The organism is Nocardioides ochotonae, from assembly GCF_011420305.2.
In the GTDB taxonomy this organism is placed as follows: domain Bacteria; phylum Actinomycetota; class Actinomycetes; order Propionibacteriales; family Nocardioidaceae; genus Nocardioides; species Nocardioides ochotonae.
The window spans coordinates 3672088-3686795 of sequence record NZ_CP061769.1; the positions used below are offsets into that span (position 1 = coordinate 3672088).

At 73.5% G+C, this 14708-nt stretch carries 12 protein-coding genes and 1 tRNA gene; 5 read left to right on the forward strand and 8 right to left on the reverse strand.

The genetic code is table 11. The features are described 5' to 3' along the window. Positions 1–39 precede the first annotated feature (39 nt). The 4 genes from HBO46_RS20815 to rsmI form a co-directional block, all read right to left on the reverse strand. Positions 40–1206, reverse strand: coding sequence for a transglycosylase family protein (locus HBO46_RS20815; RefSeq protein WP_166134050.1), 1167 nt, complete (start codon positions 1204–1206; stop codon positions 40–42). A 310-nt stretch (positions 1207–1516) separates the two neighbouring features. Then, positions 1517–2356 carry a TatD family hydrolase gene (locus tag HBO46_RS17665; protein ID WP_166134052.1) on the reverse strand — a complete coding sequence of 280 codons (840 nt, stop codon included), beginning with the start codon at positions 2354–2356 and terminating at the stop codon, positions 1517–1519. Next, entirely contained in the window at positions 2353–3186 is an 834-nt protein-coding gene (locus tag HBO46_RS17670; protein ID WP_166134054.1) for an alpha/beta fold hydrolase, read from the reverse strand. Before HBO46_RS17670 ends, HBO46_RS17665 begins: the two co-directional genes overlap by 4 nt. Then, positions 3183–4025, reverse strand: coding sequence for a 16S rRNA (cytidine(1402)-2'-O)-methyltransferase (gene rsmI, locus HBO46_RS17675; protein ID WP_166134056.1), 843 nt, complete (start codon positions 4023–4025; stop codon positions 3183–3185). Before rsmI ends, HBO46_RS17670 begins: the two co-directional genes overlap by 4 nt. Positions 4026–4083: 58 nt before the next feature. On the opposite strand from rsmI, the gene HBO46_RS17680 reads away from it, so the two are divergent. The 3 genes from HBO46_RS17680 to HBO46_RS17690 are packed head-to-tail and all read left to right on the forward strand — an operon-like array spanning position 4084 to position 7080. Continuing rightward, positions 4084–5772: a dolichyl-phosphate-mannose--protein mannosyltransferase gene (locus tag HBO46_RS17680; protein WP_224769211.1), complete on the forward strand. Its 1689-nt coding sequence runs from the start codon at positions 4084–4086 to the stop codon at positions 5770–5772. 22 nt (positions 5773–5794) lie between these two features. Beyond that, the gene (locus HBO46_RS17685; RefSeq protein WP_191480170.1) at positions 5795–6634 is read left to right on the forward strand and encodes a tryptophan-rich sensory protein; all 840 of its coding nucleotides are present in this window, start codon (positions 5795–5797) and stop codon (positions 6632–6634) included. 20 nt (positions 6635–6654) lie between these two features. After that, on the forward strand, positions 6655–7080 hold the full coding sequence (locus tag HBO46_RS17690) for a pyridoxamine 5'-phosphate oxidase family protein (protein WP_166134060.1): 426 nt from the start codon (positions 6655–6657) through the stop codon (positions 7078–7080). A 40-nt stretch (positions 7081–7120) separates the two neighbouring features. Here the strand turns inward: HBO46_RS17690 and HBO46_RS17695 are convergent, their stop codons facing one another. Next, entirely contained in the window at positions 7121–9250 is a 2130-nt protein-coding gene (locus HBO46_RS17695; protein ID WP_166134062.1) for a DEAD/DEAH box helicase, read from the reverse strand. Between the two features lie 209 nt (positions 9251–9459). Beyond that, the gene (locus HBO46_RS17700) at positions 9460–10779 is read right to left on the reverse strand and encodes a cytochrome P450 (RefSeq protein ID WP_224769212.1); all 1320 of its coding nucleotides are present in this window, start codon (positions 10777–10779) and stop codon (positions 9460–9462) included. 116 nt (positions 10780–10895) lie between these two features. Between HBO46_RS17700 and HBO46_RS17705 the strand changes: the two genes are divergently transcribed. Both HBO46_RS17705 and mgtA read left to right on the forward strand, forming a co-directional pair. Beyond that, the gene (locus HBO46_RS17705) at positions 10896–11492 is read left to right on the forward strand and encodes a TetR/AcrR family transcriptional regulator (protein ID WP_166134064.1); all 597 of its coding nucleotides are present in this window, start codon (positions 10896–10898) and stop codon (positions 11490–11492) included. A 92-nt stretch (positions 11493–11584) separates the two neighbouring features. Beyond that, positions 11585–14170, forward strand: coding sequence for a magnesium-translocating P-type ATPase (mgtA, locus tag HBO46_RS17710; protein WP_166134066.1), 2586 nt, complete (start codon positions 11585–11587; stop codon positions 14168–14170). A gap of 41 nt (positions 14171–14211) precedes the next feature. Here the strand turns inward: mgtA and HBO46_RS17715 are convergent, their stop codons facing one another. Together HBO46_RS17715 and HBO46_RS17720 are read right to left on the reverse strand one after the other, a co-directional pair. Further along, complete coding sequence (locus HBO46_RS17715) at positions 14212–14376, reverse strand: hypothetical protein (RefSeq protein WP_166134068.1); 165 nt, start codon at positions 14374–14376, stop codon at positions 14212–14214. Between the two features lie 210 nt (positions 14377–14586). Further along, positions 14587–14659 (reverse strand) — tRNA-Ala (locus tag HBO46_RS17720). Between the last annotated feature and the right edge of the window lie 49 nt (positions 14660–14708).

Below are 14708 nucleotides of genomic sequence, written 5' to 3' on the forward strand. Positions count from 1 at the left end.
GCCCGGTTCTCGCAGTCGAGGCGGCCTGCTGGGTGGTGCTCAGCGCAGGCCGAGCTGGGAGGAGCAGTGCGGCCACTGGCCCCAGCCGGCACGCGACTGCAGGATCTGTCCGCGCTTGATCTGCTCCTCGCGGCTGTGCTGGTGCGGCAGGCCGGTGCCACCGACGGCGGCCCAGGTGGAGGCGCTGAACTGCAGGCCGCCGTAGTAGCCGTTGCCGGTGTTGGTGGCCCAGTTGCCACCGGACTCGCACTGCGCCAGGCGGTCCCACACGGTGTCGCCACCGGCGTAGTTCGGGGCCGGCGCGGCGGGGGCCGGCGCGGGCTTCTCCTTGGTGCCGACCAGCACGATGCGCGAGACGGGCTTGGCGGTGACGTTCTGCTTCACGACCTTGCGCTCGACGACCTCGCCGTTGCGGTAGGTGAGGCGGTAGGTGACGTCGCGGCTGCCCGCGCGGCCCTCGCGCTCGACCTTCTCCTCGCCCTCGTAGATCGAGGCGTCCTCGCGTTCCTCGGTCGAGAAGTCGATGCGCTCGCCCTCGACCCGGCGGGTCTCCTTGCGGATGTCGGTGAGGACGATCTTGTCGCCGTCCTCGACCTCGGTCTTCAGGCCGGGCCTCACCTGGTCGAGGTCGTCGACCTTGACCTTCATCGCGCGCAGCGCCTCACGCACGGTGAGGGCGGTGACCGTCTTCTGCACCGGCTTGCGACCGGCGATGGCGAAGGTGAGCTTCTTGGGGGTGACGACCTCGAGCTCGAGGCCCGAGCGGCTGATCAGCGCGCCGCGGCTCGTGGAGAGGCGGGCGGCGGCGAAGGAGCGGCCGATCTCGTCCAGCGCGTCGTCGACCTCGGTGGAGGTCACCCAGTAGGTCTGGGTCTCGCCGTCGATGGTCACCTCGAGGGGGCGCCCGAAGCGGACCGAGATCTTCGACCCGTCGGAGACCTCCTCCTCGACGCCGGGGGCGACGATGTCGTGCTTGCCGACCTCGATGCCCTCGGACTCGAGGACGTCGCCGACGGTGCCGCCCATCGCGCGGACCTCGCGGGACTCGCCGTCCAGGGACAGGGTCACCGTGGTGGTCAGGGCGCTGTAGCCGAGAGTGGTGCCGGCGACCGCGAGGACGACGACGGCCGCCAGGGTGCCGAGGATGGCCCGGCTACGGGTGATGCGGCCCAGACGGGCGCGCAGGGTGGACAGCGTGGAAGCCACGATTCTCCATACGTCGTGCTCTCCGGGCCTCGGGTGTCAGTGCGAGCACAGCCTCGTGCTCCCCAGTGCGGACGTCGTGCTCGGGGCGGCTGGCGGGCCGCGATGGGGGCCCTGGCCGGCCGCGGTGCACTGGTCTGATCGACCCGATCCCGGCCTACAAGTCGTCTACTGCAACAAGATCTCGGACCGATTGCAAACCCTCGTCCCACATCTTGTGGCGGTGTGGGCAGCGTCTCGTGCTTCCCGGACGCCGTTTCCGGGGGTGCGGAGTGCAGGTTCTCGCGGGCTCCGCGACCAGCCGCACCGACCGCTACCAGCTGCCCCCGAAGGCCCGCTCGGTGTTGGCGTCGACCGCCGCGCAGAGCTCGCCGAGGTCCTCGCCGCGCACCTCGGCCATCAGGCGCATCGTGAGCGGGACGAGGTACGACGCGTTGGTCGCGCCTCGGTGCGGGTGCGGGGTGAGGTACGGCGCGTCGGTCTCGACCAGCACCCGGTCCTGCGGGGTGACCGCGAGCGCGTCGCGCAGCGGCTGGGCGTTGCGGAAGGTGACGGTGCCGGCGAAGGAGAGGTAGGCGCCGCGGTCCAGGCAGGCCCGCGCGAAGTCGGCGTCGCCGGAGAAGCAGTGCATCACCCAGCGCGGCGGGGCGCCCTCCTCCCCCAGCACCTCCAGCACGTCGTCGTGGGCGTCGCGGTCGTGGATCACGAGGGTCTTGTCCAGCCGTTTGGCGAGGTCGATGTGGCGCCGGAACGACTCGACCTGGGCGGCGCGGCCGTCCTCGCCGGTGCGGAAGTGGTCGAGCCCGGTCTCCCCCACCGCGCGGACCTTCGGGTGCGCGGCGGCCAGCGCCTCGATCTCGGCCATCGCCGCGTCCAGACCGCCCGGGGTCGCCGCCAGCCGCGGCGCCTCGTTGGGGTGCAGCGCGACGCCGGCCACCACTGCGTCGTACGTCGCCGCGGTCTCGACCGCCCAGCGCGCGCCGGGCAGGTCGCAGCCGATCTGCACGATCCGGGTGACGCCGACCGCGGCGGCCGAGGCGAGCGCGTCGGCGACCGGCAGCGCCGGCTCGTCGCCCCGGGCGATGTCGAGGTGGCAGTGGTTGTCGACGACGGGGTGCGGAAGCGGCTCCGGCACGGGCGGGCGCTGGCTCATGCGGCCCCGATGCGGGCCAGCACGGCGTCGGCGAGCGCGCGCGGCGCGTGGGTGGGGATCCAGTGCGAGACCCCCTCCAGCACGACCAGCTCGTACGGCGCCTCGACGAACGCCGAGGTGGCCTCCACCGGCGCCCGGGTGATCGCGACGTCACCGTCGCTCCACACCATCGTGGTCGGCACGGTGACCTGGCGACCGCTCGCGCCGCCGAGGGAGAACGGCACCGCGCGGTACCAGGCGAGCCCGCCGGGCAGTGCACCGTCCTCGAGCACCTCGGTGCGAAACCGGTCGAGGTCCTCGGCGTCCATGCCCGCGCTGCGCAGCCACGGCTCGAACAGCCCGCGCCGGGCGAGCAGCTCGGGCACCAGCGGCAGCTGGAAGAACGCCATGTAGGTCGAGTGCAGGCCCTGGGTGGAGGTGAGCATCGAGGACATGAACGCACCCGTGTGCGGCACGGAGACGGCCGTCCAGGTGCGCACCAGGTCGGGGCGCGTCATCGCCAGGCCCCAGCCGACGGCGGCGCCCCAGTCGTGGCCGACCAGGTGCACCGGCCCGCCGATGCGGTCGATGAGGGCCACGACGTCGGCGACCAGCTCGCCGGTGCGGTAGGCGTGGCGACCCGACGGGCGCGCGCCCGGCGAGTAGCCGCGCTGGTCGGGGGCGTAGGTGCGCAGGCCGTGCTCGGCGAGCAGCGGCTCGACGCGGCGCCAGCAGGTGGCGCGCTCGGGGAACCCGTGCAGCAGGACCACCGGATCGCCGTCGAGCGGGCCCTCGTCGCGGACGTCGAAGACCAGCCCGTCGCGCTCGAAGGAGGTCAGGCGGGCGCTCATGCCCCGCTCCCCCGGTGCACGAGGTCGTAGACCTCGCGCTTGGGCACCCCGGCCACCTTCGCGACCTCGGCGATCGCCTCCTTGCGGGTCATCCCGTCCTCCTCACGCTCGGTGACCGCGGCGCGCAGGCTCTCGGGATCGGTCCCGATCGTGCTCCCGGGCTCGGCCCCGGAGACGACCACGGTCACCTCCCCCCGTACCCCCTCGGCGGCCCAGGCCACCAGCTCGCCGAGCGGGCCGCGGCGTACCTCCTCGTGGGTCTTGGTCAGCTCGCGGCACACCGCGCCTGGCCGGTCCTCCCCGAACGCCTCCGCCATCGCCGCCAGCGCGGCCTCGGTGCGGTGCGGGGCCTCGAAGAACACCATCGTGCGCTCCTCGCGGGCCAGCCCGGCCAGCCGGCGGGCGCGCTCGCCCGCCTTGCGGGGCAGGAAGCCCTCGAAGCAGAACCGGTCCACCGGCAGCCCGCTGACCGCGAGCGCGGTCAGCACCGCGGACGGTCCGGGCACCGCGGTGACGCGTACGTCGTGCTCGACGGCGGCGGCGACCAGCCGGTAGCCGGGGTCCGAGACGCTGGGCATCCCGGCGTCGGTCACCAGCAGCACCCGCTCACCGGCGAGCAGCGCCTCGAGCAGCACCGGGGTGCGCGCCGCCTCGTTGCCCTCGAAGTAGGAGACCACCCGCGCGGTGACGGTGACGCCGAGGTCGGTGGTGAGCCGCTTGAAGCGCCGGGTGTCCTCCGCGGCGATCACGTCCGCCGTCGTCAGCTCCTGGGTCAGCCGGGGCGGGGCGTCGCCGACCTGTCCGATCGGAGTCGCGGCCAGGACGAGCACGCCAGTCATGGCCCGATCATGTCAGCCCGGGCCCTCCCGGCCCGCTGCGCCCGTATTGTTCGTGCCCGTGACGTCCACCCGCCCGGCCCCCGCGGCCGGCCCGCCTCGGATCCCCGTCGAGGCGCGCCCCTCGGCCTGGGTCCGGATGCGCGGCCGACTGACCGGCAGCGACCCGCTGATCGGGTGGCTGGCGCCGCTCGGGATCGCGCTGCTCGCGCTGGTGCTGCGGCTGTGGCGCCTGGGCACGCCGCGCGAGTTCGCCTTCGACGAGACCTACTACGCCAAGGACGCGTGGTCGCTGCTCCACCACGGCTACGTCCGCAGCCATGTCGACGGCGCCGACGAGAAGATCCTCGACGGCACCACGACCGGGCTGTGGACCGACGACCCGTCGATGATCGTGCACCCCGACGTCGGCAAGTGGCTGATCGCGCTCGGCGAGTGGGCCTTCGGGATGAACCCGTTCGGCTGGCGGGTCTCGGCCGCGGTCGCGGGCGCGCTGATGGTGCTCGTGATGTGCCGCCTGGTCCGCCGGATGACCGGCTCCACCCTGCTCGGCTGCGTGGCCGGGCTGCTGCTGAGCCTGGACGGGCTGCACTTCGTGCTCTCGCGCCTGGCCCTGCTCGACATCTTCCTGGCCCTGTTCATGCTGTGCGGCGTCGCGTGCATCGTCAACGACCGCGACTGGTCCCGGGCCCGCCTCGCCCGGCTGGTGCCCGACCAGGTCACCCACGGCTGGGGGCCGGTGCGCGCGATGCTGTGGCGCCCGTGGCTGCTCGCCGGCGGGATCGCGTGGGGCCTGGCGATCGGCACCAAGTGGACGGCGCTCTACCCGCTCGCGGCGTTCGGGCTGCTGTGCTGGCTGTGGAGCGCGGGCGCGCGGCGCACCCTCGGCGTACGCCGCCCGGTGCTGCGCTCCGCGCTCACCGACGGGCTCCCGGCGTTCGGCTACCTGGTGGTGCTCGCCGGCGTCGTCTACACCGCGACCTGGACCGGCTGGATGGTGCACGCCGAGGAGTACGAGGAGCACCTCTCCTCCACGCAGTACACCCGCTACAGCCACATGGACGGCGACCGCGCGGTCGCCGAGGGCGACGCCACCTGGCCGACCGCCCAGGAGCCGGACGCCGACGGGCTCGGCGAGGTGGCCCAGTCGCTGCGCTCGCTGTGGTACTACCACCGCGACGTCTACACCTTCCACACCCACTTCCTCAACGACTCCGAGCACACCTACGCCTCCAAGCCGCTCGGCTGGCTGCTGCTAAACCGCCCGGTCGGGGTCTCCGCCGACACCGGCATCGAGCCCGGCACCCGCGGCTGCGACGCCGCGCCGGACAGCGACTGCCTGCGCCAGGTGCTGCTGATCGGCACCCCGGTGATCTGGTGGGGCGGCCTGCTCGCGCTGCTGTTCGCCGTGGTCGCCTGGGTCGGCGCACGCGACTGGCGCTTCGGCGTCGCGGTCGTCGGCACCGCCTCGACCTGGCTGCCCTGGCTGCTCTACGACGACCGGCCGATCTTCCTCTTCTACGCGGTCCTGACGCTGCCCTTCCTGGTGCTCGCGCTGACCCTGACCATGGGGCGCCTGATCGGGCCGTCGCGGGCCGCCACGCCGCGGCGTACGACCGGGGTGATCGTGTCGGGGGCGTTCGTGGTCCTGGCGCTGCTCAACTTCGCGTGGTTCTGGCCGGTCCTCACCCACGGCCTGCTCACCCACGGCGAGTGGCTCGACCGGATCTGGTTCGAGCGCTGGATCTGACCCGTCGGGGTACTACGGGGCCATGGGCCCCACACGCACCGACCGTGTCCGCCAGCTCGTCGTCGTGCTCGCGGAGGTGTTCTGCGTCGTCGGGACCCTGGTCGGCACCGGCGTGATCGGCACCCCGGTCGCGGAGACGGCCGGGGGCGCGCTGTCCGCGGACGCCACCTTGGTGGCACCGGCCGGGACGGCGTTCTCGATCTGGTCGGTGATCTACCTGGGGCTGGCGGCGTACACGATCTGGCAGCTGCTGCCCGGCAACGCCACCGACGTCCGGGCCCGCGCGACCGGATGGCTGGCGGCCGCGTCGATGGTGCTCAACGCGACCTGGCTGCTGGTGACCCAGGCCGACCTGGTCTGGCTCAGCGTCGTGGTGATCGTGGTGCTCCTCGCCGTCCTCGTCGAGCTGGTACGCCGCCTGGCCCGGCACCGTGCCGAGGGCTGGGGGGACCGGCTGGCCGTGGACGCGACGTTCGGGCTCTACCTCGGCTGGGTGGCCGTGGCGACCTGCGCCAACACCGCCGCGGCGGTCGGCGACTCGCGCTGGGACGTCTCCTCCGAGGACACCATCGCGGTGGTCGGCACCATCGCCCTGCTGGCGCTGCTGACCACCCTCGAGGTGGGGTTCTTCTGGCGATACGGCGCCCGCTGGGCGGTCGCGCTGGCCAGTGCGTGGGGGCTTGCCTGGGTGGCCGTCGGGCGCACCGCCGAGACCCCCGAGTCGCTGCCCACCGCGGTGGCCGCCGGGCTGTGCGCGGCGGTGCTGCTGCTCGCCGCCGCAGCGTTGCCCCCGGTGCCGCGCGAGCGGGGCGGGCAGGGGCGCCGAGTGCGCACGTCCACGCCGATGTCGGCCGCGCGCTGACCCGACCGGATACTGACGCGATGACGACCTTCCGTCCCGGCTGGGACACCATCCCCACGCCGCTGCTCGACTTCTGGACCGAGTACCACATCTGCACGCTCACGACGCTGCGCCCCGACGGCCGGCCCCACGTCGTACCGGTGGGGGTGTCGCTGGACCTGGAGCAGAAGTGCGCCTGGGTGATCACGAGTGCGGGCTCGCGCAAGGTCGCGAACGTGCGGGCCGCGGGCCCGGGCGCGCCGGTCGCGGCCTGCTCGGTCGACGGGCCCCGCTGGTCGAGCCTGGAGGGCACCGCCACCGTCTGCGACGACGAGCACTCCGTCGCCCGCGCGATCGAGCGCTACACCGCCCGCTACCGCACCCCGCACCCCAACCCGCAGCGCGTCGCCCTGCGCCTCGAGGTGGACCGCTTCGTCTTCGGCCCCGCCCTGGTCGCCCCCCGCTGACGCCCGGACCATCAGGTCGAAGGCCCGGGAGTCCCCGCGGTCAGCGGCCGAAGCGCTGCTGCAGGGCGTCGGTGAGGAGGCTGACAAGGGCCTCGAGCTGGACGTCCGCGGAGCCGCCGATCTCCTCGTCGGAGCCGTCGAGAGCACGGGCGGCGAGGCCGGCCTTGCTGTCGATGAGCTCGGCGATCCGGGTGTCGATGGTCTGCGCGGCGATGATCCGCCACGCGGTGACCGGCTCCTCCTGACCGATGCGGTGGATGCGGTCGATCGCCTGGGTCTGCTCCGCGTCGGTCCACGACAGCTCGGCGAGCACCAGGTTGGAGGCCACCTGCAGGTTGAGCCCGACGCCGGCCGCGCTCAGCGAGCACACGACGATCGCGACCTCGGGGTCCTCGACGAACGCGTCGATCGCCTTCTGGCGCGCCTTCGGGGTCTGGTCGCCTCGGATCGAGGAGTACTTCAGCCCGCGGCGGGCGAAGGTCTCCTCCGCGGCGTCCATGACGTCGACGTGCTTGGCGAAGAAGACGACCTTGCCGACGCTGCGCGCCAGCTGCGCGGCGTAGTCGGCCGCGAGGCCCGCCTTCGCCTGGCCGATGCGCCGCATCATGCTGAAGACGTTCTCGCCGTCCTTGGCCGAGACGGTGTCCTCGCGCTCCCACGTCGCGACGCGGCGTACGAGCTCCTCGTCGATGCCGTCGTAGGACTGGCCGCGCACCTCCAGCGCGGAGAGGTAGCGCTCCACCAGGCGGCGGGCCAGCTCGCGCTCGGCGGCCCGGATCGACCGGCCGGCCTCGTCGTCGAGCTCGACCGGCAGGTCGGCCACCCGGCGGGCGGGGATGTCCTTGGCGACGTCGATCTTGCGACGTCGCACGATGCCCATGTTGACCACGCAGCCACGGGCGGCGGGATAGAACGCCGGCTCGGCCGGGGTCAGCCCGGTGTCCTCGAGGGCCTCCATCAGGGTGCCGAGCGGCTTGACGTCGTCGATCCAGCCCAGGAACTGCCAGATCGCGCGGAAGTCCTCGATGTCGTTGATCAGCGGCGTACCGGTGAGCGCCATCATCAGCGGCGAGGCGATCCGCTCGCGGATCCGGTCGGCGATGTGGAGCACGTGCTGGGAGCGCTGGGAGGTCTTGTTCTTGATGAAGTGCGCCTCGTCGACGACCATCCCGCGGAACCCGAAGTCGCTCAGCCAGCCGACGTGGCGCTCGAGGATCTCGTAGTTGATCACGACGATGTCGGCGAACCCGTCGACGTCGTGGCCATCGCCGTGGATGACGGTGGCGGTGCGCCCCGGCGTCCACAGGTGCGCCTCGCGGGCCCAGTTGGTCTTGACGACGTTGGGCACGACGACCAGCAGCGGGTAGGCGTCGGCGGCGTGCGCGGCCATCAGCGCCTGCGCGGTCTTGCCCAGGCCGGGCTCGTCGGCGAGCAGGAAGGTGCGGTGCCCGGCGGCCGCGGCGGCGATCACGCGCGCCTGGTGCGGCATCAGCTCCAGACCCTGCGGGGCGCGTACGGCGCTCTCCTCCGGCAGCGGCATGCAGGCGCTGGGCCCGGCCTGCTCGAAGGAGCGGAACAGCGGCCCGAGCAGCTCCCAGCCGGCGAGCCGGCGCGGGTGGCCGTTGCGCGTGGCGAAGGTGAAGTCGGGGGCGAGGAACGGGTTGGCCAGCTTGCGCGCGATCACCGACTGGGGGACGACCTGGCGCTCGGGGTGGGCGAAGGGCGAGGCGACCTCCTCGGCCTCGGGCTCCTCCTCGACGACCGGCTCGAGACCGGCGGCCAGCACCATCTCGCGGCGCAGCTCGCGGGCCTCCTCGGTGACCTTGGCGTCCTCGGCGAGCAGCGCGAGCAGGGAGGGGTCGCGGGCGGCGGTCTTGGCGAGGATCGTGCCGATGCCGTCGAGGCGCTTGAGCTCCTCCGCGCGACGGCCCTCGCTGAGCCCGGTGTCGTTCTTGACCCGGGTGCGCTCCTCGCGCACCAGCAGGGCCACGACCTGGAACTTCGTGCGGGTCGAGGGGCGGACCGCCTTGCGCTGCACCCCGGTCTCGACCTCGCGCACGGCGCGTGCGAGCACCGGGATGAGCCCCTCGTTGTCCAGCTCTCGCTGACGACGACGGGCTCGGGGTGCGTTGCGGGTAGCGCCGGCCTGGCGCTGGCCTCCTCGGGCCAAGGGTCCTCCTCTGGACTGCCTTCCGCCCCGGTCGAGGCGTGCGGCACCCCGCACGTGGTGCACGCCGGGCCCGTTCTCCGTGTCGTACGACGAAGTCGCGGGTCGATCGCCCGGCGATCGTGATGCGGTTCCCAGGGCCGTGCGCGTGGATCCGACAGGACGCGGACCAGGGGACGGCGAGTCCCGGGAGGTGGTGCTTGGCACCGATGCTAGCGCGATGCCACCTCCGGAGCACAACCGGCTCGCAGAGCCACGCGGAGCATGTCGTAGCCGCGCAGGATCCGGGTCGGGCGTCGGACCCCCGCCTCCACGGTCAGCGCAGGGAAGCGCCGGGTCAGCGTCTCCAGACCGACCTGGCCCTCCATCCGGGCCAGCGACGCTCCAAGGCAGTAGTGGCGCCCGGAGGAGAAGGAGACGTGCTCTCGGGCCTTGGCCCGGGTCACGTCGAAGCGCGCGGGGTCCGCGAACACCTCCGGGTCGCGGTTGGCCGCGGCCAGCAGCGCGGTGATCACCGACCCGGCCGGCACCTCCACCCCGGCGAGCACGGTGTCGCGGGCGGCGACTCGGCCGGTGAGCAGCACCGGCGGGTCCAGGCGCAGGACCTCCTCGACCGCGTCGAGCCAGCGCTCCGGCTGCTGGCCCAGCAGCTCGCGCTGCTCGGGGTGGGCGGCCAGCAGCGCGACGCCGTTGCCGAGCAGGTTGACGGTGGTCTCGAAGCCGGCCGCCAGCACCAGCCCGGCGGTGGAGCGCAGCTCGGTGTCGGTGAGCCCTCCGCTACCGTCGTCGTGCTGCGCGGCCACCAGCTGGCTGAGCAGGTCCTCCCCCGGCGCGCGGCGTACCTGCTCGAGGCGGTGGGTCAGCCAGGCCTCGAAGTCGCGCAGCGCGGCCTCGACAGCGTGGAAGCGCGACCAGGACAGGCCCAGGTCCAGGCTCGGCGCGGCGGCGCTGCCGAGCCGCAGGACCACGTCGCGCTCCTGCGCGGGCACGCCGAGGATGTCGGCGATGACGGTGACCGGCAGCAGCGCGCAGTACGCCGGGACCAGGTCGAGGCTCGGCTCGGTGCGGGCCCGGCGCTCGAGGTCGTCGGCGAGCCGCTCGGCGATCTCGCGGGTCCGCTCGGTGAGGTCCTGCACGGCGCGCGCCGAGAACACCCGGGTCACCAGCTTGCGGTACCGCGTGTGGTCGGGGGGCTCGGTGACGAGCAGCGACGGCGGCGAGAGCGGCCCGAGCGGCGCGTCGGCGTACCCCCACTCGGCCAGCCGGGCGAGCGGTCCCCGGGCCGGCGCGACCGCGACGCCGGAGCGCAGGTCGGGGCTGCCGAGCACCTCACGGACCACCGCGTGGGAGGAGGTGACGTGGGCGAACCGGCTGCGGGTCAGCGGACCCGCCCGGCGTACCTCCTCGGCGATGCTCCAGAACTCCTCCCCGCCCGCACCGCTGTGCACCACCAGCCGGGCGTGCAGGTCGCCGCGGCGGGCCGCGAGCGTCATCGCCGTGCGGGGCAGCGCGTGGCCCAGGCCCCACCGCACCGACGCGCGCGTCCGGGCGAGGGGCGGACTAACCTGTGCCACAGGTACCTCCCATATCGGTACGTTGCCGTACCAACTACCGTACGGCGGAGGGCCCGACACGGCAAGGAGTCCCGATGACCCACGCTGACCCCGCACCCGCCACCTCTCCCCCCGCGGAGCACCGTGCCCGCCTGCTCGCGGCGATGGCCGAGGCGCTGCGCGACAACCCGTTCGCCGAGGTCACCGTGTCGGAGGTCGTGCGCCGCGCGCGCACCTCGCGCCGCACCTTCTACCAGCACTTCGCCGACCGCGACGCCTGCCTGGTCGCCCTCCTGCAGGACCGCAACACCCAGACCGTCGCCAGCATCGAGGCCGCGATCGACTCCTCGCTGCCGCTGACCGAGCAGGTCGTGCAGGCGGTGAGCGCCTGGGTGGAGGAGGTCGCCGCCGACCCCGGGCTGACCCTCGCCTGGATCCGGGAGGTCCCGGCGCTGGGTGCCGCCGGGCGCGAGCTCACCCGGATGGCCAACGACTCCTTCGCCTCCCTGATCGCCCGGGTGGCCGAGGAGGCGGGCGCCGGCGAGCTGTTCGCGGCCCGCGCACCGCTCGCCCTGGTGCTGATCGGTGGGCTGCGCGAGCTGGTCGCCCGGGCGGCCGAGGACGGCGACGACGTACGCCAGCTGCGCGAGACCGCGATCCTGGCCGCGCTCTCCCTGCTGGGCGCCGACTGACCTGCCGGTGAGCCCGGCCCTGGTCCGATGCCGGGTCCGGCCCGGGTCCGATGGCGGTGGACGCCCGGGACACCGCCGCCCATGATCGGGAGATGGGTCCGCCCCCGCGGGATCTCGACACCTACTGGGCCACACCGGCCGACACGGTCCTTCGCTCGCTGGAGGTGACCGAGGCCGGGTTGTCCGCACAGGAGGCCGCGCGGCGCCTCGACGAGGTCGGCCCGAACCGGCTGGCAGAGGCCCGGCACGGCAGCTGGCTGCGGACGCTCGGTCAGCAGTTCGCCGACCCGGTGATCCTCATCCTCGTCTTCGCCAGCCTGGTCTCGATCGTGCTGCGCGACGTCACCGACGCCGCGATCATCCTCACCATCGTGGCCCTGAGCGGACTGCTCGGGTTCTACCAGGAGCACCGCGCCTCGGTGGAGATGCAACGGCTGCTCGCCCTGGTGCAGGTGCATGCGGACCTGCGCCGCGACGGCACCGACGTCGAGGTCGCCGTCGAGGAGGTCGTGCCCGGCGACGTCGTCGTCCTCAAGGCCGGGGACGTCGTGCCCGGCGACTGCCGGATGCTCGACGCCGACGCGCTCCAGGTGGACCAGGCGCCGCTGACCGGCGAGACCTTCCCCCAGCACAAGCACCCCGAGCCGGTGCGCGCCGACACGGTGCTGGCCGAGCGGCACGACGCGCTGTTCCTCGGCTCGCACGTCGTGAGCGGTCGCGGGCTCGCGGTGGTGGTGCGCACCGGCGCGCGCACCGAGCTGGGCCGGCTGTCGGGACGACTGGAGGAGAGCGCCCCGACCACCGGGTTCGAGCGCGGCGTGCGGGGCTTCGGGCTGCTGCTCGCCCGGGTCACCTTCGTGCTGGGCCTGGTGATCTTCGGCCTCAACCTGGGCCTGGACCGGCCGTTCGCCGAGTCGCTGCTGTTCTCCCTCTCCCTCGCGGTCGGGCTGACCCCGCAGATGCTGCCGGCGATCGTGGCGGTCAGCCTGGCCGTCGGCGCGCGGCGGATGGCGTCCGAGCGGGTGATCGTGCGCCGCCTGGACGCCATCGAGGACTTCGGCGCGATGGACGTGCTGTGCACCGACAAGACCGGGACGCTCACGGAGGGGACCGTCCGGCTGCACGCGGCGCTGGACGCCGCCGGCACCCCGAGCGAGGAGGTGCTCGCGCTCGCCGCGCTCAACGCGGGGCTGCAGGGCGGGTATGCCAACCCCATCGACGCCGCCGTCGTGGCCGCCCGCGCCCCGGACCCGGCGTACGCCGCGGTGGACGAGGTGCCCTACGACTTCACCCGCAAGCGGCTCGGCGTGCTCGTCGAGGGCCCCGACGGCCGTCGTCTGGTCTGCAAGGGCGCCTACGACTCGGTGATCGGGGTCTGCGTCCCCGAGACGCCCCACGCCGAGCTGGACGCCCGGTTCCGCGAGCTCAGCGACGCGGGCCACCGGGTGCTGGCGCTCGCTCAGCGCGAGCTGCCCGGGGTCGACACCGTCACGGCCGAGGACGAGCGGGACCTGGTGTTCGCCGGGTTCCTCGTGCTCACCGACCCGCCCAAGCAGGACGCCGCCCCGGTCCTGCGCGAGCTGGCCGCCGCCGGCATCAGCGTCCGGATGATCACCGGCGACAACCAGCGGGTGGCCGCACACGTCGCCGGCGAGGTCGGCCTGGACCCGGCCGGGCTGCTGACCGGCGCGGGCATCGACCGGCTGGAGGAGGACCAGCTGGTCTCGCAGGCACGCGAGACCCAGGTCTTCGCCGAGGTCGACCCGGCGCAGAAGGAGCGGATCATCCGGGCGCTGCGCTCCGGCGGCGCCACGGTCGGCTACCTCGGCGACGGGATCAACGACGCCGGTGCCCTGCACCTCGCCGACGTCGGCATCTCGGTGGATACCGCCGTGGACGTGGCCAAGAGCGCGGCCGCGATCGTGCTGATGGACAAGGACCTCGCGGTCCTGGAGCACGGCGTCCGGCTCGGCCGCCAGACCTTCGCCAACACGTTGAAGTACATCACCACGACCGTCAGCGCGAACTTCGGCAACGTGGCGAGCATGGTGGTCGCCTCGGCGTTCCTGCCGTTCCTCCCCCTGCTCCCCCGGCAGATCCTGCTGCTCAACTTCCTCTCCGACATCCCCAGCACCACGCTCGCCGCCGACCACGTCGACGCCGAGCAGCTCGAGCGGCCGCAGCGCTGGGACATCGGGTTCATCCGGGACTTCATGGTGCTGTTCGGCCTGCTCAGCACCGCCTTCGACCTGCTGACCTTCGCGGTGCTGCTGCAGGTCTTCGACGCCGGCTCGACGTTGTTCCGCTCCGCCTGGTTCGTCGGGTCGACCCTGACCGAGCTGGCCGTCCTGCTCGTGCTGCGCACCCGCCGGCCGGCGTACCGCAGCCGCCCGGGCAGGGCCCTGCTGATCACCTCCGGCGTGGTCGCGGTCGTGACCATCGCGATCCCCTACTCCACCGGCGCCTCCCTGCTCGGCCTGCGTCCGCTGCCCGCCGCCGTGCTGGGGTCCCTGGTGCTGATCACGCTGGCCTACGTCGTCGCCGCCGAGGCGACCAAGCACTCCTTCTACCGCGCCGCGGCACGGCGTGCCGAGCGCCCGCGACCCGCCACGCTCCCGCCGGCAGCCCGGGCCATGCGGCGCCGGCTGCGCCAGTCCGCGCGCGAACACAGCGGGTGACGCGGCAGCGGGTGACCGGGCCGGGCCGGGCCGGCCCGCCCTCACCGCGCGAGGCCGCCCCGCGGCGTCCGATCGGCGTGGCGGCCCACCCGTCCCGGCGTGCCGTGGTGTCGCCGTTCTGCGTCGTGCTGCCAGGTCGGGACCAGCACGCGGGTGACGAACGCCGCCAGCGCAAGGGCGGCCAGGATGACACTCAGGGTCAGCATCGTCGTCTCGCCTTCAGACAGGACGTCTCTCGACGTCGTACCAACCGAGCCCCGCTGCTGAGGATCGGCTTCCCCCTGTCACCCGTTCGAGCGCGGCACGATCTCGCCCGTCCGGGTGACGCGCGGGCGGAGCGTCCCGGACGGTCTCGCGACCGGGGCGGAAATACAGGAACGGCCGGCGAGATCCTCGCCGGCCGTTCGTGTCTTCGGTGGAGCTGAGGGGATTCGAACCCCTGACCTTCTCATTGCGAACGAGACGCGCTACCAACTGCGCCACAGCCCCATCGCGTCGTGATGACGCGGGCGAAACGTTAGCACCCGCTCCCCCGGGC

Excerpts from the sequence above, each read along its gene's own strand:
- HBO46_RS17670 (WP_166134054.1), bottom strand. The coding sequence starts at position 3,186 with ATGAGCGCCCGCCTGACCTCCTTCGAGCGCGACGGGCTGGTCTTCGAC.
- HBO46_RS17705 (WP_166134064.1), top strand. The coding sequence starts at position 10,896 with ATGACCCACGCTGACCCCGCACCCGCCACCTCTCCCCCCGCGGAGCAC.
- HBO46_RS17690 (WP_166134060.1), top strand. The coding sequence starts at position 6,655 with ATGACGACCTTCCGTCCCGGCTGGGACACCATCCCCACGCCGCTGCTC.
- HBO46_RS17715 (WP_166134068.1), bottom strand. The coding sequence starts at position 14,376 with ATGCTGACCCTGAGTGTCATCCTGGCCGCCCTTGCGCTGGCGGCGTTC.
- rsmI (WP_166134056.1), bottom strand. The coding sequence starts at position 4,025 with ATGACTGGCGTGCTCGTCCTGGCCGCGACTCCGATCGGACAGGTCGGC.
- mgtA (WP_166134066.1), top strand. The coding sequence starts at position 11,585 with ATGGGTCCGCCCCCGCGGGATCTCGACACCTACTGGGCCACACCGGCC.
- HBO46_RS17685 (WP_191480170.1), top strand. The coding sequence starts at position 5,795 with ATGGGCCCCACACGCACCGACCGTGTCCGCCAGCTCGTCGTCGTGCTC.
- HBO46_RS17665 (WP_166134052.1), bottom strand. The coding sequence starts at position 2,356 with ATGAGCCAGCGCCCGCCCGTGCCGGAGCCGCTTCCGCACCCCGTCGTC.